Origin of the sequence: Pandoraea bronchicola (genome assembly GCF_902459805.1) — a bacterium.
In the GTDB taxonomy this organism is placed as follows: domain Bacteria; phylum Pseudomonadota; class Gammaproteobacteria; order Burkholderiales; family Burkholderiaceae; genus Pandoraea; species Pandoraea bronchicola.
In genome coordinates this window covers 45,821-62,268 of the sequence record NZ_CABPST010000003.1, presented here as the reverse complement: position 1 = coordinate 62,268, position 16,448 = coordinate 45,821, and the positions used below count along the sequence as shown (strand labels likewise).

Genomic DNA, 16,448 nt, shown 5'->3' with positions numbered 1-16,448 from the left:
TTAAGGCGCGTAAGACGTTAAGCCGCCTGCGCCGGTAGCGCCGGAACGAGTGTCACGCGCGGCGGCGGCAGCGTTGTCACAGCATGCATCTGGGCGCGCAACCAATCACGCGGGCTGCTGCCCGTCTTGCGGCGGAAGGCGCGAGCGAGCGCCGATGCACTTTCGTACCCCACCTCATCGGCCACGCGTGCTATCGGCTGACCGTCGCGCAGACGCTTCTGTGCGAGGCCGATACGCCAGTCCAGCAGATAATCCGCCGGAGATTGCCCGACGACCTCGCGAAACTGCGCTGCAAAGTTTGCGCGCGACATATTGGCTGTCCCGGCCAGCGACTCCACCGTCCACGCTTCCCCCGGCTGATGGTGAATCACATGAAGCGCTCGCGCGAGCCGCGGATCGGCCAGCCCGGCCAGCATGCCACGACTCACCATGCGCTTTTCCAGCACATGACGCAGCAACTGGATGACCAGCAATTCAAACAACCGGTCCATCACGGCAAGGCGCCCGCACTGAGCGCCGAACGCTTCCGTGAAGAGCCAGTTCAACGTCAGTTCGAGCGTGGAAAGCGATTTCGTCGGAAGGACGAGATATTCCGGCAGCGCCGCCACGAGCGGATTGTGATGGCCGCCGTCGAACGACAACGATCCACACACGAGTTCAGTTCGCGAATCTTCGCCCGAGAGCAACTGGTGATGATTGCGGCGTGGAAAGAAAATCAACGATGGCTCGACGATATCCTGCCGCGAGCCGTCTTCGAGCACCAGCGAGACTTCGCCCGCGCGCAGCAAATGCAAGTGTCCGCCATCGTGTGCATCGACACCATAGCTGGCAATGCCACACAGGCCGCCGCTATGAAAAACACCGGCGCGAACGCCGAAATTTGAAATCAGAGTGGAGAGCCGATCCATAGCGCACTCAACTTATATAACCCGGTGCGCCGATTATGGAGGATTTGGCCAACGCTTGCTTGGACCGGCCGCTCCCCGTTCGACGACTGCCAATCGATGGCAACGCCTCAGGCGCGGTTGTCGCTCGCAGTCGTGCCTGAACCGATTTCCGCGCGCACTTCTGCACGCGAGCGACCGGCCGAGGAGCGTTGTTGCAACAGCGACGGATAGGTCTCGAGCGACTGGTCGAGCTGGCCCGACGCCCGTGCCTGGCGCAATGCCTCGCGCACCTGTGCGCGGGTGACCCCTTGCGTGGTGGCCGCCTGACCCGCATCGGCGATCTGGGTTTCGGCGAAAGCAGAAGCGGAAGCCAGCGTGGCGGTGGCCATCAGGGCGGCGGCGAAAATACGAGCGTTCATGGTGAGACTCCTTTCGTTCGGCAATGCGTGCCGGTTGTCGGTTTCCTCGGAGCGCCTTCTCAAGCCTTGAACCACTCGGCTGGCGCTATCGGGTACGACTCAAGATTACGAAAGGGCGGCGCAAATTTCGCGGCTGCGCGTCCGCAAGATGCAACCAATCGTCCAGATCTCGCGATAGCCATTGACACGCGCTATGGCGCCGATAGCCAACGTCGATGAGTCCGTCGAAAAAAGGGTGTGCAGAAAGCACGGGGAAAAATGCCGGTGAAGGCTGTCCGTCATCGATTCGGAATTACGATTCGGCGATGCGCCGTTTGACCTTGATGTCCGCGACCGGAATGGCGGCGGCCACCGCATCCCCGAGCAGGCGCCGCAACACGGCAGGCTTGCCGACCAGATCGGCCAGCGTATAGCGGTCGAGCACGGCAAAGTAGGCGCGCAGCGCCTCGCCCAGCACGCCGCGCAAATTGCACGCCGACGTAATGACGCAAGCGTTCTCGCCCTCATGGAAGCACTCGACCAGCGCGAAGTCAGGCTCCATCGCCCTTACGACTTCGCCGAGTCTGATGCGCTCCGGCGCGCGTCCCAGGCGAATCCCGCCCGAACGCCCTCGCACGGTGTGCAAGAAGCCCAGTTGACCGAGCTTCTGCACGATCTTCACAAGATGGTTCTTGGGAATGTCGAACGCTTCCGCCACGGATTGCACGTGCACCAGCTCGTCGGGATGAACCGCGACGTAGATGAGCGTGCGCAAACTGTAGTCGGTATGGTCGGTGAGTCGCATTCAGCGGGGGACACGGCGGGAACAAACGAGGCGGCACGGTGTGCCGCCCGATAATCTCGCGAGGCAGTTTAACATGGCCGCGACAGGCATCTTATAGCCCGCCGGGACCTGACGCCATCCCGAATGCCCCCATCCTCCGGCCGCCTACCCTTTGAGCGCGCCGACCAATGCCGCCCGGCCCATCGCGCTGCTTCGGCGCGCCATCCAGCGTTGCCGCCAGACGAGCCATTCACCCACGATGCCACGGCGGAACAACAGCACGCAAAGCACGAAGATCACCCCTGTGACCACGCTCACCATCGAGCCAAGTCCGGTAAAGGCTTGCCAGCCAGTGGCCTGCGCCAGCCAGTTGCCGATATCGCCCAGCTTGGTTTCCAGCGAGACGATGAGCAATGCTCCCACGACCGGCCCGAAACGCGTGCCCATGCCGCCGACCAGCGTCATCAGAATGACCGACCCCGAGAGCGACCAATGCACGTCGGAGAGCGTGGCGAAGCCGAGCACCAGCGTTTTTAGCGCCCCGGCGAGGCCCGCCACCGCAGCAGAGAGCACGAACGCCAGCAGCTTGAAACGCTCGGCCTCGTAGCCCAGCGAGATCGCACGCGGCTCGTTTTCCTTGATGGCGGCCAGCACTCGGCCGAAGGGCGACGCCGTAACCCGCGACATCAGCGCGAACGTTGCCGCCACCACGACGAGCACCACGAAGTACAGCGTGAGATCACTGTCCAGCGACAGGCCGAAAAGCGTTTGACGGGGCACGCCTTGCAGGCCGTCCTCACCGCCGGTGAAAGGCGCTTGCAGGCAGAAAAAATAGAACATCTGTGCGAAGGCGAGCGTAATCATTGCGAAGTAGATGCCCTGACGCCGGATCGCAAACAACCCGAAAACCAACCCGAACACGGCCCCGGTCGCAACGCCGGTCAACACACCGGCCAACGGCGACCACGCCAGATCGCGCATCACGTACCCCGCGAAGTACGCCGCGCCGCCGAAGAACGCGGCATGGCCAAACGACAACAGTCCTGTGTAACCGAGCACCAGATTGAGCGAGCAGGCGAACAGCGCGAAACACAGCACCTTCATTGCGAAGACGGGATAGACCCCGAGGGCCGGCAGTGCGGCCAGCAGCACGAGCAGCACAAGATCGAAACGGTATTGACGCATCATCGACGACTCACTTGTAGGCATAACCACCGAACAGACCATGCGGGCGCACGAGCAGCACCAACGCCATGATCACGAACACGACCGTGGCCGAAGCCTCCGGGTACCAAATCTTGGTCAGTCCCTCCAGCACGCCGAGCGCAAGGCCCGTCACAACCGAACCGGCAATCGATCCCATACCGCCGATCACCACGATGGCAAAGACGGTCACGATCATCGGCTGCCCCATGATGGGGGAGACCTGCATGATGGGCGCCGCCAGCACACCCGCAAACGCTGCCAGCGCGGCACCAAACGCATAGGTGAGCGTGACCATGAGCGGCACGTTCACCCCGAACGTCTCGACGAGCCGTGCATTCTCGGTACCGGCCCGGAGCAACGCCCCGATACGTGTGCGCTCAATGACGAACCACGTGAGCGCACAGGCGCCGAGCGACGCGACCACGACCCAAGCGCGATAGTTCGGCAACACCATGAATGGCAGACGCGTGGCACCGACGAGCAACGACGGCGCGTCGAACGACATGCCCGAGACGCCATACGCCGACCGGCCCAGCCCTTCGATGATCAGGGTGAGCCCGAGCGTAAGCAGCAGTCCATACAGATGATCGAGCTTGTAAATGCGCGAGAGCAGCCCGCGCTCGATGGCCGCGCCGAGCAATCCGGCCGCGAGCGGCGCGATCACCAGCATCGCCCAGTAGTTCAGGCCGAGATATTGGCCGCCCATCCACGCGACGAGCGCCCCGATCATGAAGAGCGCCCCGTGCGCGAAGTTGATGACATTGAGCAAGCCGAAGATGACCGACAGGCCCAGACTCAGCACGGCGTAGAAGCATCCGTTGACCAGCCCGAGCATTAGTTGACTGAGCAACGCCGGAAGAGGAATATCGAAAGGATTCACGGCAATGACCTTCTGAGCGGTTACACGTTGAGCAGGGTTTGCAGTGCTTGCGTGTGCGCGGGCAACTGGGCGGCGTCGAACTGCAGCGCGATGCGGCCGTGCTCCATTACGTAGAAGCGCTCGGCAAGCGGTGCGGCGAAGTGGAAGTTCTGTTCGACAAGGACGATGGTGTAGCCGCGTGATTTGAGCGTCTCGATCATGCGGGCGAGCGTGCGCACGATGGCGGGGGCAAGCCCTTCGGAGATTTCGTCCAGCAGCAACAGCCGGACGCCCGTGCGCAGAATGCGCGCGATCGCCAGCATCTGCTGCTCCCCGCCCGATAGCCGTGTGCCCGGACTGTGCCGGCGCTCCGCCAGATTCGGGAACATCGCGTAGATCTCGTCGAGCGACATGCCGGCCTGTCCGGTCGCTGAACCGCCCGGCACCAGCACGGGCGGCAGCAACAGGTTTTCCTCGCAAGACAGACTGGCGAAGATGCCCCGCTCCTCCGGACAGAAGCCCACGCCGCATCGCGCGATCTTGCGCGTCGGCAGGCCGATGGTCTCGCGTCCGAAGACACGCACCGAGCCATCGCGCGTATCCGTGAGCCCGAGAATGGCGCGCAATGTCGTGCTGCGGCCTGCGCCGTTTCGTCCCAGCAGACTCACGACCTCCCCCTGCCCCGCCACCAGATCGACGCCGTGCAAGATGTGCGATTCGCCATACCACGCTTGCAGGCCGGTCACGGCCAGCGCCGGAACGCTGGCCGCAACGAGCGACGATTCATGCGCCTTCATGCGTGCGCTCCTTCCAGTGAGGCGTGCGCCGACCCCATGTAGGCTTCGCGCACGCGGGCGTCCGCCGTGACCTGGGCGTAGTCGCCTTCGGCCAGCACCTCGCCACGCTGCAATACGGTGATCGTGTCGGCAATGCCCGACACCACTTTCATGTTGTGCTCGACCATCAGCACTGTGCGGCCGGCCGCGACTTGCCGGATGAGCGCAGCCACCCGGTCGACATCCTCATGTCCCATGCCTTGCGTGGGTTCGTCGAGCAGCATGACATCGGGTTCCATGGCGAGTGTGGTGGCAATTTCCAGCGCACGCCTGCGTCCATAGGGCAGCGAAACGGTCAACTCGTCCGCATAGGCCGCAATGTCCACTTCATCGAGCAACGCCATCGCACGCGAATCCAGATCGCCCAGGCCGCGCGTGCTGCGCCAGAAGTGATAGGACTGGCCGGTGGCGCGCTGCAAAGCCACCCGCACGTTTTCGATGACCGACAGATGCCCGAACACTGCCGATATCTGGAACGAGCGGATCATGCCGCGCCGCGCGACCGCCGCTGGCGCGAGACGCGTAATGTCCTCGCCACGATAGAAAATCTGGCCCGAGGTCGGCGTCAGGAACTTGGTCAGCAGATTGAAGCACGTTGTCTTACCCGCCCCGTTCGGGCCGATCAGGGCGTGAATCGCACCGCGTCTGACCTTCAGGTCGACGCCGCCCACAGCGGTAAAGCCGCGAAACGCCTTCGTAAGCCGGCGGGTCTCGAGAATGATGTCGTCGTGATGCATGCGCTTACCCCGCCACCGGCAGCGGGGTAATGCCGTACCCGTGTTGCAAACGACGCGCGAGCACGGGATCTTCCAGCTCGAAATCGAAACGCTCGGCCGACCGAATCCCGCCGATGGCCGCCAGCGTTCCGCACAACATGGCAGTGCCGTCTTCAAAGCGTCCGCCGGCCTCGGCGAAGCGCGCAAGCAGGTCTTGCGGCGAGCGCATTGCCGTGACCGGCCCCTGTTGGTACAGCACCTTTTCGCCGCCGATATTGGCGTAACTGCGCAGCATGAGCCGGTCCCAATGCGGCTCCACGTCAGCCAGCCGCCAGAGCACCGCTGCGCAAGGCTTCTCGCACATCTGCTTCGAGACCGTAATGCCGTATGTCTCCACCTCGCGGTCGGTGTGATCCGACGCCACGCCGACATACGTCTCGCCCCCGCTGCGCACGAGCAGGAACTCGACCTCTCCACTGCTTGCGCGGCCGCTCGCCTCGATATGCGCCTGCGTCGTGAGCCGATCGCTCGACACCCGGTAGAACATCGGCGTGGCGGCCGGGCGCTTCACGCCCAACACCTCGAGCTCGCGGATGTGATGTTCCATCGCGTCGACGTCTCGCCCTGTCCAGCCCGCAATCACGAGCTGCTTGATGGCGATGTCGCGATCGACGACACCGTCTGCCGTTTGCACAACGAAATGCATGAGATTCATCTTCCCAACTCCGGTCATGGCCTGACTTCCTGAGATCACTTCTTGACGAGCGCGCACTGGCTCTGGGCGAGCGGACGGAACGCCTCATTGGCGGGAATCGTCTGCAGCACCTTGTAGTAGTCCCAGGGCTTCTTCGACGCCTTGGGTGACTTCACTTCGACGAGGTACATGTCGTGCACCATCAGGCCGTCAGGTCGAATCTGTCCGCCGTTGGCGAAAAAGTCGTTGATGGGCGTTTGCTTCATCGACGCCATGACCGTGTCGGCCTCGTCGGTGCCAGTGCGCTGCACGGCCTGCAGGTAATGCATGACGGACGAGTAGGTTCCCGCGTGGACGAGCGTCGGCATCTTGCCGGTCTTCGCGAAGAAGCGTTGGGCCCAGGTGCGTGAGGCGTCGTCGCGATCCCAGTAGAAGGCGGTGGTCAACGTCATTCCCTGCGCCGCTTCAAGCCCGAGACTGTGAATGTCGCTGATAAACATGTGCAGCCCCGCGATCTTCTGCTTTCCAGGGCCGGTGATGCCGAACTCGCGTGCCGTCTTGATAGCGTTCACGGTGTCAGCACCCGCGTTCGCCAGCGCAATCACCTTGGCGCGCGAGGCCTGCGCCTGCAGCAGGTATGACGACAGGTCCGCCGAATTGAGCGGATGCTTCGCGCGGCCCGCGACCTGGCCGTTCACGTGTTGCAGCGCCTGCGTGGCGTCCTTCTCGAGAGACGCACCGAGCGCGTAATCGACCGTCAGGAAGTACCAACTGTTGTCGCCGCTGCGCGTCATCGCCTTGACCGTGTTCGACGCGAACGAATAGGTGTCGTATGAGTACTGCACCGTGTAGGGCGAGCAGTCTTCGTTCACGAGCCGTGTGGTGCCCGCGCCCGTCACGATGGCGATACGACGCTTGGCCTTGGCGACATTGGCCACCGCCAGTGCCACGGAGGACGGCAGCAAGTCCTCGACCACGTCGACCTGCTGGTTGTCGAACCAGTCTCGGGCGATGGTCGCCGCCACGTCGGTCTTGTTCTGGTGGTCGGCCGAAATCACTTTGACCGGCACGCCGTTGACCTTCCCGCCAAAGTCGTCGACGGCCATTTGCGCGGCGATCACCGAGCCCTTGCCGCCGATGTCGGAGAAGATCGACGACATGTCGGTGAGCACGCCGATCTTCACGACACCGTCGCTCATCCTGGCCGGCTGGGCCCGTGCGGCGAACGGCGTGGCGAAGGCGGCGGCGAGCACCAGTGCGGCCATTGACGTGATACGACTTGCGCGAAACGTAGACATGATGTTTTCCCGATAGCCTGTAGAGGTGTGGTGTAGGTGAAACGGTCTCCCGACGGCGCGGCAACGCCCTCACGTTCGCCGCGCCCGACGCCCTGCCTTGAACGTGTCAGGCCGGGTCGTAGTAGTGAATTTCGAGAAGCAGACAGCCGCCGTTCGACTTGAACGGGCCGTGGAACGCGCCGGGCGGACGGCATGCATACGTGTTCGGCGCAAAGGCTTCGCCGCCCTCACCCTGAGCGTCGTTGCCGACGGTCAAATCGCCCGAGACGAGATAGACCTCTTCCCAATACGTATGCACGAACGGCGCTTTGGTGTAGATACCCGGCGCGAAACGCAGCAAGCGCGTGCGGCTGCCCGCGCGGTTCGGCTCGTCGAGCGAACCCGCGAGGATCTTCTGTTCGATGCCCGGGGGATAGCCCGGCGGCACCTCCCATCCTTCTTTCATGTCGATGGAGTGAAACTCGTCGTGCAACTTGTTGATCGCCATGGGAACTCCTTGTCTGTGGCGGGGACGGTCGGGGTAATGCGGATGTCGTCTGAGTGACGTGCGGATCAGGCCGCGACGGGCTGCCGGACGATCTCGTCCGAGAGCGCATAGGTGCCGAGCAGGGTGTCGACCAGACGCGTGGCCTTCTGCCAGTCGTACGTGCGATAGGCGTGGCCCTTGGTCACGAACGTGGCCCCGGCGTAAAACATCTCGTACTGGTTATGGCGAGACGCGAATTCGGAGCCGACGGCGTCCCAGGCAAGCTTGAAGAACTTGACGCGCGCTTCGGCGTCGACCACCGGCGATTTCTGCGTCTTCTCGATGATGCTGGCGAGCATCGGGTTCTCGAAGTCGTGGATGCTCGACGGCAGCATGATCATTCCGCCACCCGCCAGTTCGCGAAGCGTGCTGAGCACCTTCGTATAGAGCTGCTGCGTGAGTACCTGCGAGCCATACAGCAAGCTGCGATCCGGCACGTAGTAGCCCTTCTCCATATGGCCCTTCGCTTCCATGCCGTGCACCCACGCTTCGACCATGGCCGCCTCGGCCGCGAGTTGTCCGAGCGTCTCGCGCACTTGCGGGAAGGCGTTCGTGCCGTTCACCTCCGTAATGCGCAGGGCGATGCCCACGAGGAAGCGCAGCTTGACCATCAAGCGCACCTGGCATTGGTAGTTCTGGTAGCTGTGGGCGGGCGTGGCATGGAACTGCTTCGCACACATGGCCGTATCGCCTGCGACGAAGATGCGCTCCCAAGGCACTTTCACATCGTCGAAATACAGCACGGCGTCGTTCTCGTCGAAGCGCGAGGCGAGCGGATTGTCGAACACGGATGTAGCGCTGCCCTCGTAAGACTTGCGCGACAGCACGCGCAAGCCTTTGGTATTCATGGGGATGGCAAACGACAACGCGTACATTTCGTCGCCCGCCTTGAGCGGTTGAATGCAACTGCAGAAGACCTCGTTGGCCATGATGCCGCTGGTGGCGAGCATCTTGGCGCCACGCACCGTAATGCCTTCATGGTCCTGATCCACGATGCCGACTGCGAGGTATTTGTCCTCCTGCTCGTGCGCGGCCTTCGACTGATTGGCCTGCGGGTTGACGATCACATATGTCAGGAACAGGTCGTTGTCGCGAGCATATTTGTAGTAGTCACGCAGCGCACCGGCGCGCCTGGTGTCGTATTGCTCGAAGACGTCAATGCCCATCACCATGCCGGAAATGCACGATGCCACGTGATCCGGCGAGCGTCCCATGAAGCCGTAATGCAATTCGCTCCACGCCTCGAGCATCTCCCGGCGCTGCACCAGCGCGTCATAGCTCGTGGGCAATTGCCAAATGCGCGAGACCCGATCGCCCGTGTCCGGCGACGCGAAGGTCATCGCTTCGAGATTCTCGGGGCGCGCCTGAAAGTCGTACAGGCTTGCGTAGCTGCGAATGGAGTTGCGGAACGCGGGATGGGTGGTCACGTCGCCGACGGCTTTGCCGTCGATATACACTTCGCGTCCGTCACGCAGCTGGCCGATATGTTGACTACCGTTCTTTACCATGACTCTCTCCTGAAACCCTGGGGGAACTCACGCCGCAACCGGCGCGGTATCGAGCGAGCGGTACTGCCCGCCGAAGAATATGAGCGGCCGGCCACCATGCCGCGCCGCGTGCCGCACGACGCGGCCAATGAAAATCACGTGATCGCCGCCATCGTGCTGTGCGTAAGGCTCGCATTCGAAAGCGGCCAGCGCCCCGGGCAGCCGGCCAATGCCCTCGCCCTCGAAGCTCACCCCGTCCCACTTGTTGCCGCGGGCAGTCGCGAATCGGTTTGAGGTCTCGCGCTGGCTCTCGTCGAGCACGTTCACCGTGTAGCGCCCTGCCGAGCACAGATCGGCGAGACTAAGACAGCGCCGGTCGACCGAGAACAACACCAGCGGCGGCGCGAGCGAGACGGAATTGAACGAGGCCACGGTGATGCCAATGGGCGGTCCGTCATTACGCGGCGCTGTAATCACGGCCACCCCCGTGGCAAACATGGCGAGCGTGCGACGAAACTGTCGCGCCTCGTCTTCCAAAACCTGCACTGCGGTCGATGCATCGTTCACGATTACCTCCTTCTCAAACCAGTCCGACGAGCGAAACGACATCGTCCGCGCCGTTCCCCCAGACAAACCGCCTTGTTCATTTAGCTTTGTTTGTTAGCAATTATTTAACGTTAACAAAAATAGCTAAACAAGCAAGGTAAACCCTGAGCGCAATGAAAGTGCACGTGCATTTCTCTGGTGCATCGCCGCACCACAAACCGGCAGATCCCTTGCTGGCATTGGGGTTATGCGATTCACGCGATGCACAAGACACAACCGTATTGCGCACAATTCGTCTCGTTTACCCGAGGCGATCGGCACCCAAAATGGGCGGCATGAAACCCTTTTTTCAATGTGGGAGAGTGCAATGCGTGAGAAATGCGGTGCTACACTCGGCCGCAATTCAAGATGTCCACCGGACGATTCGGAGTCCCCTATGCCGTCTACTACGCCGTCGCTTTTCGAAGCCCCCATCTACATGGACTACAGCGCAACGACCCCGGTCGATCCGCGCGTGGTCGAGAAAATGGTTCCTTACCTGAACGTCAGTTTCGGCAATCCCGCCTCACGCAGTCACAGCTACGGCTGGGCCGCCGAAGAGGCTGTGGAGACAGCCCGCGAACACGTCGCGGCGCTCCTGGGTGCGGACCCGCGTGAGATCGTCTGGACTTCGGGCGCCACCGAAGGCAACAACCTCGCCATCAAAGGCGCGGCGAATTTCTACAGTGGCAAGGGCAAGCACCTCATCACCGTGAAGACCGAGCACAAGGCCGTGCTCGACACCATGCGTGATCTGGAGCGGCAAGGGTTTGAGGTCACCTATCTCGACGTGCAGGAGGACGGTCTGATCACCGTTGATACCGTGCGCAACGCGCTGCGGCCAGACACCATTCTGGTGTCGGTGATGATGGTGAACAACGAAATTGGCGTTATTCAGCCGATCGCAGAGATCGGCGACCTGTGCCGCGAACGCGGCATCGTATTTCACTGCGACGCCGTGCAGGCCGCCGGCAAGATTCCGATCGATCTGCAAACGCTCAAGGTCGATCTGATGACGGTCACGGCCCACAAGCTGTACGGGCCGAAGGGCATCGGCGCCCTTTACGTGCGGCGCAAACCTCGCATTCGTATCGAAGCGCAGATTCACGGCGGCGGCCACGAACGCGGGATGCGCTCGGGCACGTTGCCGACCCATCAAATCGTGGGAATGGGGGAAGCGTTCCGGTTGGCGAAGCTCGAACTGGCGTCGGAAGCCGAACGGGTTGGTGCGCTGCGCGACCGCCTGCTGGCAGGGCTTCAGGCGATGGACGAGGTGTACATCAACGGCGACATGACGCACCGTGTACCGCACAACCTGAACGTGAGCTTCAACTTCGTGGAAGGCGAGTCGCTCATCATGGGGATCAGAGGCGTGGCGGTGTCGTCAGGCTCGGCCTGCACGTCGGCGTCGCTCGAGCCGTCGTTCGTGCTACGCGCGCTCGGGCGAAGCGACGAACTCGCGCATAGCTCCATCCGCTTCACGCTGGGACGCTTCTCGACCGAGGCCGAAGTCGACAGCGTGATCGAGCAGGTACTTGGCGCCGTCGGCAAGCTGCGCGAGATGAGCCCGCTATGGGACATGTATCAGGACGGCGTCGATCTGAACACGATTCAGTGGGCCGCTCACTGAGCGAACAGCGAACGCCGGTACCGCGCCCGGGGGATCAGCGCTTATCGCGGATCGCCAGCAGGTGGCTCAGATCCAGCGTGGCGCGGTCGCCGTTGGCGACGAGTCTGTCGACGACGGCACACAGCACTTTGAATTCGGTACGCGTCACGCCTTCGAACAGCACATCGTTGATACGCTGCTGCGAAGGCGTCAGTTCGTGGAGCAACTTGGCACCGGCTGGCGTGACCGTCAGGCTCATCTTGCGGCGATCCTCCGGATTCTGTCGTTTGTCGATCAGCTTGAGCGCCTTGAGCTTGTTCGTCTCGATGGTCACAAACGCACCCGACAGGTGCAAATGCTCCGCCAGTTGATTGACCGTGACATCCCCCAGCGATGAGAGATGCACTACCGACTGGAGTAGCGAATATTGGATACCGGTCAGACCAATCAGACTGCCAAAGCCGTCACGCACCGACAGTAAGCGTGCGGCGAACGGCAGCAAGCCGTTGATCAGATGACGGAATTCGGCGTCGGAGCCGTCGATGAGACAGGCCGGGTTGGTAACGGTCAGGGCCTTCTGGGCCGACGATTTGGGCATGGGAATGATCGGTAAGCGGCGCGGCGCGTCGGAAAAATGACTTTGAAAAAAAATTATACTGCAAAGTTATCTTTATCCCGGCGAGCGAGGTCTTGCTGCACCCCGCTCTGCCGCGCCCCGGCCTTCTTCTGACCGGTTGACGTGCTTACCAGCGCACGGTCATGCCGCCCATCCACGAGTAGTCGTAAGTCTGCGGATTGAGGCCGCGTCGATAGCCGACGTCAAGATCCAGCCACGGCTTCGGGCTGTAGATCGCCCCGACGATCATGAACGCCGGATGGGTCCGCTGGGCGAAGTCGGGGTTCTGCGACGTGCCAACGTCCAGGATCAGTTGCGTAGTCGGCAACACACGGTAGAGCACGGCGGCTGAGGCCTTCCACACAGACTGCCGCTGTCCCTGACGATTCGCCTGATACACGGCACCGGCGTTGGCCAGGAATGTCCAGTCATCGATGACGTACTGCGTGAGCAACGTCGCACCGGCGTTCACCCGGCCAGTGCCGAGGCCTCGCCGATCGTTGCCCGAGGGAAACGTCAGGTAGGGCTTGAGGCCAATGCTGAACGCCCCGTCGTCGTACATGCGCCACTTGGCGCCGGTCTCCACGTCGCCAATCCCGCTGCCCGCCGTATCGGCGCGGTTCTGGAGGTTCGTATAGGGAACGTTGACATAGAGGTCGAGCGCCTCGCCGACTCCGCGTGTCAATGTGCTGTTCCAGAGAGTCTGGCGCCCGATGTCCTGCTGTTTCGACGTGAACTCGCCATTCGTTTCGAATTGCCAGTTGCCATCGCCTTGCGTGCCGGTGTCGTCGGTCACCAGGGGGTGGGCAGCGAAGGCGCCCAGCGGACAGAACAGCGCCAGATACATCAATTGCTTCTTCATGAGTCGTTCTCTTTTTTGTGTGTTACGCCCCGTTCATAGTCCCGGAGCGTACGTGTAGGGCGCCATCCCCGCCCTGCCGGGCGGGAGCGTCGCCTCAGGTCAATGTGTGTTTGGTACCGCTCGGGGCTCCGTCAGAACCAGCGGCCAAAGCGGCGGATGTAGATCGTCTTGACCACCTGGGCCAGCGCGATGTATCCGAGCATGGTCGCCACGAGCCAGTAGAAGTACGAACCCGGCAGCGCGACAAAGCCCAGCGCCTCGGCGAACGGCGAGTACGGCAGCCAGCAGGCAAGCGCAATCGCCACCGACGTGGACAGCATGATCGGCAGCGCCGGCGTGCTTTGCAGGAACGGGATCTTCTGCGTGCGCAGCAGGTGCACCACGAGCGTTTGCGACACCAACCCTTCGACAAACCAACCCGAGTTCATGATGACCTGCCCGGCATCTCCGCCATGCGCGTGATACAGCGCTCCCGCACCGAAGACGGTCCACATCAGAGCGTAGGTCGTGATGTCGAACACCGACGAGGTAGGTCCAAGCCACAACATGAAGCGCCGGATGTTGCCAGCATCCCACTTGCGCGGCTTCTTGAGGAATTCCGGGTCCATGCGATCCCACGGCAAGAACATTTGCGAAATGTCGTACACGAGGTTCTGCACGAGCAGTTGCATCGCGAGCATCGGCTGCCACGGCAGGAACGCGCTCGCCACCAGCACCGAGAACACGTTGCCGAAGTTCGAGCTGGCCGTCATGTTCAGGTACTTGAGGATGTTGCCGAACGTCTCGCGGCCCTTGATGACGCCCTCTTCCAGCACCATCAGGCTCTTTTCGAGCAGGATGATATCGGCGGTCTCCTTGGCGATATCGGCGCCGGTGTCCACCGAAATGCCAACGTCGGCATCGCGCAATGCGGGGGCGTCGTTGATACCGTCCCCCAGGAAACCCACCGTGTGGCCATTCGCCTGCAATGCCTTGACCACGCGCGCCTTGTGCAGCGGCGCCAGTTTTGCGAACACCGTCGTGCGGCCGACCACCTCGCGCAGCCGGGTGTCGTCCATCGGCTCAATGTCCGAACCCAACAAGGGCGTGCCCGGCTCAATGCCCACCTGACGGCACACATTCATCGTGACGATGGGGTTATCGCCCGTCAGCACCTTCACCGTCACGCCATGCTCGCGCAGCGCGGCAATGGCGGGTGCGGCCGAATCCTTGGGCGGATCGAGGAACGTCAGGAAGCCGCAGACCATCAGGCCCGCCTCATCAGATGTCTTGTATTGCGTCTTCGTCTCACCCGCCGGAATGTCACGGGTGGCGACAACGAGCACACGGAAGCCATCTTCGTTGTAGGCTTCGGCGCGCGCCAGCAACATGGCGCGGGCGGTGTCGTCGAGCGCTCGCACGCCCTGCGGGGTCTTCACATGCGTGGAGACGGACAGCATTTCTTCGACAGCGCCCTTGGTCACCATCAGGTGCTCGCCGCGCTCGTTGGCCACCACGACCGACAAACGCCGGCGCACGAAGTCGAACGGCAGTTCGTCGATCTTGGCGAACGTGCGCGGTTGCACGGCGTCGCCGATCTCGTTGGCGCGGCGGATGATCGCGACATCGATCAGATTGCGTTGACCGCTTTGGTGGTAGCTGTTGAGCCAGCCAAGCCGAAGCACATCCTCCTGCACGTCGCCCGTCACGTCGAGATGCTGCTCGAGGATGATGCGGTCTTGCGTGAGCGTGCCGGTCTTGTCGGTGCAGAGCACGTCCATGGCGCCGAAGTTCTGGACGGAGTTCAGCCGCTTGACCACCACCTTGCGGCGCGCCATCGCCAGTGCGCCGCGCGCCAGATTGGCGCTCACGATCATGGGCAGCATTTCCGGCGTCAGACCAACGGCGACGGCCAGTGCGAACGTCAATGCGCTCAGCCAGTCGCCCTTGGTCAGGCCGTTAATCATGAAGACGACCGGCACCATCACCAGCATGAAGCGGATAAGCAGCCAGCTCACGCTGTTCACACCCCGGTCGAAGCTCGTCTCGACACGCTTATGGCTCACCACGTTCTTCGCCAGCGCGCCGAAATAGGTGTCCCCTCCCGTCGCGACAACCACGCCGGTGGCCGTACCGCTCACCACATTGGTCCCCATGAAGCAGGCGTTCGACAGCTCGAGCAGGTTCGCTTTGCCCTGCCCGGCGGCAATCTCCGCCGACTTCTGCGCGACAGCCCCCAGCGTGTCGTACTTCTCGACGGGCAGCGCCTCGCCGGTCAGCACTGCCTGACTGATGAACAGGTCACGAGATTCGATCAGACGCAGGTCGGCCGGAATCATATCGCCCGCCTGCAACGTCACGATGTCACCCACGACCAACTCGCGCATGGCGACTTCGTGACGTTCCGACTCCCCGGAGACTGTCACACGGCGGCGTACGGTGGCCGTCGTGCGCACCATCGCCTTGAGCTTCTCGGCCGCGCGCAGCGAGCGGAACTCCGAGAAGAAGCGCAGCAGGCCGCTGATTGTCACCATCGTCAACAGGATGATGATGCCCTTGTAGTCTTTGTCGTCCGGGTCAGCGAAGTAGACGTCGGTGAAGAAGCTGACCGTGGCAAGTGCCAGCAGCACCATCACGAACGGGTTCTTGAAGGCGAAGAACAGTTGCACCGTCCAGTGGGGCGGCTTGTCGTGCGCAATTTCGTTGGGGCCATAGCGCGTCTGTCGCTGGCCGACATCGGCGAGCGTGAGGCCACTCACGTCGGTCCCGAGGGTGTGGAGAACGTCCTGCAGCGGCTCGGTCGCGAGCCGGGCAACGGCGTCGGGGCCCGAGAGCGGCAGGTCGGATGTTGTCGAATGTTCGACGAAGCCGCGCTGTTTATGGCGCGAGCGAAGGTTTTTAGTCATGACGATTTCCTGGCACGGCTTACGCTGGCATGGCGGCCGGCCGGTCTCGTCAAGCGCTACCGGATCTCATGTCTCCGGAAAAAAGCGCGAACGCACCCAGCCGCGCCGCGCGGCGCGCGGTCGGTAATAACGAAAATTCTTGGGTCTGGCATCGGATCGCCCGCCGGAAGTCCGCGCGCTGCGCGCGCGGTTCCGACGGG

General features: G+C 62.6%; 16 protein-coding genes. 1 reads left to right on the top strand and 15 read right to left on the bottom strand.

Features of this window, described 5'->3' with window-relative positions:
* Positions 1-17: 17 nt before the first annotated feature.
* From PBR20603_RS07860 to PBR20603_RS07805, 12 genes are all read right to left on the bottom strand, one after another.
* Entirely contained in the window at positions 18-908 is an 891-nt protein-coding gene (locus PBR20603_RS07860) for an AraC family transcriptional regulator (protein ID WP_150559001.1), read from the bottom strand.
* Between the two features lie 107 nt (positions 909-1,015).
* The gene (locus tag PBR20603_RS07855; protein ID WP_150559000.1) at positions 1,016-1,306 is read right to left on the bottom strand and encodes a DUF4148 domain-containing protein; all 291 of its coding nucleotides are present in this window, start codon (positions 1,304-1,306) and stop codon (positions 1,016-1,018) included.
* A gap of 292 nt (positions 1,307-1,598) precedes the next feature.
* Positions 1,599-2,090 carry an Rrf2 family transcriptional regulator gene (locus tag PBR20603_RS07850; protein ID WP_150558999.1) on the bottom strand — a complete coding sequence of 164 codons (492 nt, stop codon included), beginning with the start codon at positions 2,088-2,090 and terminating at the stop codon, positions 1,599-1,601.
* A gap of 144 nt (positions 2,091-2,234) precedes the next feature.
* Positions 2,235-3,257 (bottom strand): branched-chain amino acid ABC transporter permease, encoded by a 1,023-nt coding sequence (locus tag PBR20603_RS07845; protein WP_150558998.1) that lies wholly within the window; start codon positions 3,255-3,257, stop codon positions 2,235-2,237.
* Positions 3,258-3,264: 7 nt separating this feature from the next.
* Positions 3,265-4,155 (bottom strand): branched-chain amino acid ABC transporter permease, encoded by an 891-nt coding sequence (locus PBR20603_RS07840; protein WP_150558997.1) that lies wholly within the window; start codon positions 4,153-4,155, stop codon positions 3,265-3,267.
* A 20-nt stretch (positions 4,156-4,175) separates the two neighbouring features.
* A complete protein-coding gene (locus tag PBR20603_RS07835; protein ID WP_150558996.1) occupies positions 4,176-4,931 on the bottom strand; it encodes an ABC transporter ATP-binding protein in 756 nt (251 codons plus the stop codon).
* Complete coding sequence (locus PBR20603_RS07830; RefSeq protein ID WP_150558995.1) at positions 4,928-5,707, bottom strand: ABC transporter ATP-binding protein; 780 nt, start codon at positions 5,705-5,707, stop codon at positions 4,928-4,930. The genes PBR20603_RS07835 and PBR20603_RS07830 overlap by 4 nt, the downstream gene beginning before the upstream one ends.
* A 4-nt stretch (positions 5,708-5,711) precedes the next feature.
* Positions 5,712-6,401 (bottom strand): DUF2848 domain-containing protein, encoded by a 690-nt coding sequence (locus PBR20603_RS07825; protein WP_150558994.1) that lies wholly within the window; start codon positions 6,399-6,401, stop codon positions 5,712-5,714.
* A gap of 35 nt (positions 6,402-6,436) precedes the next feature.
* Complete coding sequence (locus tag PBR20603_RS07820; protein ID WP_150558993.1) at positions 6,437-7,678, bottom strand: ABC transporter substrate-binding protein; 1,242 nt, start codon at positions 7,676-7,678, stop codon at positions 6,437-6,439.
* Positions 7,679-7,784: 106 nt separating this feature from the next.
* Positions 7,785-8,165 (bottom strand): cupin domain-containing protein, encoded by a 381-nt coding sequence (locus PBR20603_RS07815; protein ID WP_150558992.1) that lies wholly within the window; start codon positions 8,163-8,165, stop codon positions 7,785-7,787.
* Positions 8,166-8,230: 65 nt separating this feature from the next.
* Complete coding sequence (locus tag PBR20603_RS07810; RefSeq protein ID WP_150558991.1) at positions 8,231-9,712, bottom strand: 4-hydroxyphenylacetate 3-hydroxylase family protein; 1,482 nt, start codon at positions 9,710-9,712, stop codon at positions 8,231-8,233.
* A gap of 27 nt (positions 9,713-9,739) precedes the next feature.
* Positions 9,740-10,300, bottom strand: a complete 561-nt coding sequence (locus PBR20603_RS07805) for a flavin reductase family protein (RefSeq protein ID WP_150558990.1) — start codon at positions 10,298-10,300, stop codon at positions 9,740-9,742.
* A 373-nt stretch (positions 10,301-10,673) separates the two neighbouring features.
* Here PBR20603_RS07805 and PBR20603_RS07800 point away from each other — a divergent pair, with 373 nt between their 5' ends.
* The gene (locus PBR20603_RS07800) at positions 10,674-11,906 is read left to right on the top strand and encodes an IscS subfamily cysteine desulfurase (protein ID WP_150558989.1); all 1,233 of its coding nucleotides are present in this window, start codon (positions 10,674-10,676) and stop codon (positions 11,904-11,906) included.
* 34 nt (positions 11,907-11,940) lie between these two features.
* Here the strand turns inward: PBR20603_RS07800 and PBR20603_RS07795 are convergent, their stop codons facing one another.
* The 3 genes from PBR20603_RS07795 to mgtA form a co-directional block, all read right to left on the bottom strand.
* On the bottom strand, positions 11,941-12,483 hold the full coding sequence (locus PBR20603_RS07795; RefSeq protein WP_150558988.1) for a MarR family winged helix-turn-helix transcriptional regulator: 543 nt from the start codon (positions 12,481-12,483) through the stop codon (positions 11,941-11,943).
* A gap of 145 nt (positions 12,484-12,628) precedes the next feature.
* Positions 12,629-13,363, bottom strand: a complete 735-nt coding sequence (locus tag PBR20603_RS07790; RefSeq protein ID WP_150558987.1) for a transporter — start codon at positions 13,361-13,363, stop codon at positions 12,629-12,631.
* A 131-nt stretch (positions 13,364-13,494) separates the two neighbouring features.
* Entirely contained in the window at positions 13,495-16,248 is a 2,754-nt protein-coding gene (gene mgtA, locus PBR20603_RS07785) for a magnesium-translocating P-type ATPase (protein ID WP_150558986.1), read from the bottom strand.
* Positions 16,249-16,448: the final 200 nt, after the last annotated feature.

What these genes read in the sequence shown, in the direction of transcription:
- PBR20603_RS07800 (WP_150558989.1), top strand. Translation starts at nt 10,674, where the DNA reads ATGCCGTCTACTACGCCGTCGCTTTTCGAAGCCCCCATCTACATGGAC.
- PBR20603_RS07850 (WP_150558999.1), bottom strand. Translation starts at nt 2,090, where the DNA reads ATGCGACTCACCGACCATACCGACTACAGTTTGCGCACGCTCATCTAC.
- PBR20603_RS07835 (WP_150558996.1), bottom strand. Translation starts at nt 4,931, where the DNA reads ATGAAGGCGCATGAATCGTCGCTCGTTGCGGCCAGCGTTCCGGCGCTG.
- PBR20603_RS07805 (WP_150558990.1), bottom strand. Translation starts at nt 10,300, where the DNA reads ATGTCGTTTCGCTCGTCGGACTGGTTTGAGAAGGAGGTAATCGTGAAC.
- PBR20603_RS07790 (WP_150558987.1), bottom strand. Translation starts at nt 13,363, where the DNA reads ATGAAGAAGCAATTGATGTATCTGGCGCTGTTCTGTCCGCTGGGCGCC.
- PBR20603_RS07845 (WP_150558998.1), bottom strand. Translation starts at nt 3,257, where the DNA reads ATGATGCGTCAATACCGTTTCGATCTTGTGCTGCTCGTGCTGCTGGCC.
- PBR20603_RS07820 (WP_150558993.1), bottom strand. Translation starts at nt 7,678, where the DNA reads ATGTCTACGTTTCGCGCAAGTCGTATCACGTCAATGGCCGCACTGGTG.
- PBR20603_RS07825 (WP_150558994.1), bottom strand. Translation starts at nt 6,401, where the DNA reads ATGAATCTCATGCATTTCGTTGTGCAAACGGCAGACGGTGTCGTCGAT.
- PBR20603_RS07830 (WP_150558995.1), bottom strand. Translation starts at nt 5,707, where the DNA reads ATGCATCACGACGACATCATTCTCGAGACCCGCCGGCTTACGAAGGCG.
- PBR20603_RS07860 (WP_150559001.1), bottom strand. Translation starts at nt 908, where the DNA reads ATGGATCGGCTCTCCACTCTGATTTCAAATTTCGGCGTTCGCGCCGGT.
- PBR20603_RS07810 (WP_150558991.1), bottom strand. Translation starts at nt 9,712, where the DNA reads ATGGTAAAGAACGGTAGTCAACATATCGGCCAGCTGCGTGACGGACGC.
- PBR20603_RS07815 (WP_150558992.1), bottom strand. Translation starts at nt 8,165, where the DNA reads ATGGCGATCAACAAGTTGCACGACGAGTTTCACTCCATCGACATGAAA.
- PBR20603_RS07795 (WP_150558988.1), bottom strand. Translation starts at nt 12,483, where the DNA reads ATGCCCAAATCGTCGGCCCAGAAGGCCCTGACCGTTACCAACCCGGCC.
- mgtA (WP_150558986.1), bottom strand. Translation starts at nt 16,248, where the DNA reads ATGACTAAAAACCTTCGCTCGCGCCATAAACAGCGCGGCTTCGTCGAA.
- PBR20603_RS07855 (WP_150559000.1), bottom strand. Translation starts at nt 1,306, where the DNA reads ATGAACGCTCGTATTTTCGCCGCCGCCCTGATGGCCACCGCCACGCTG.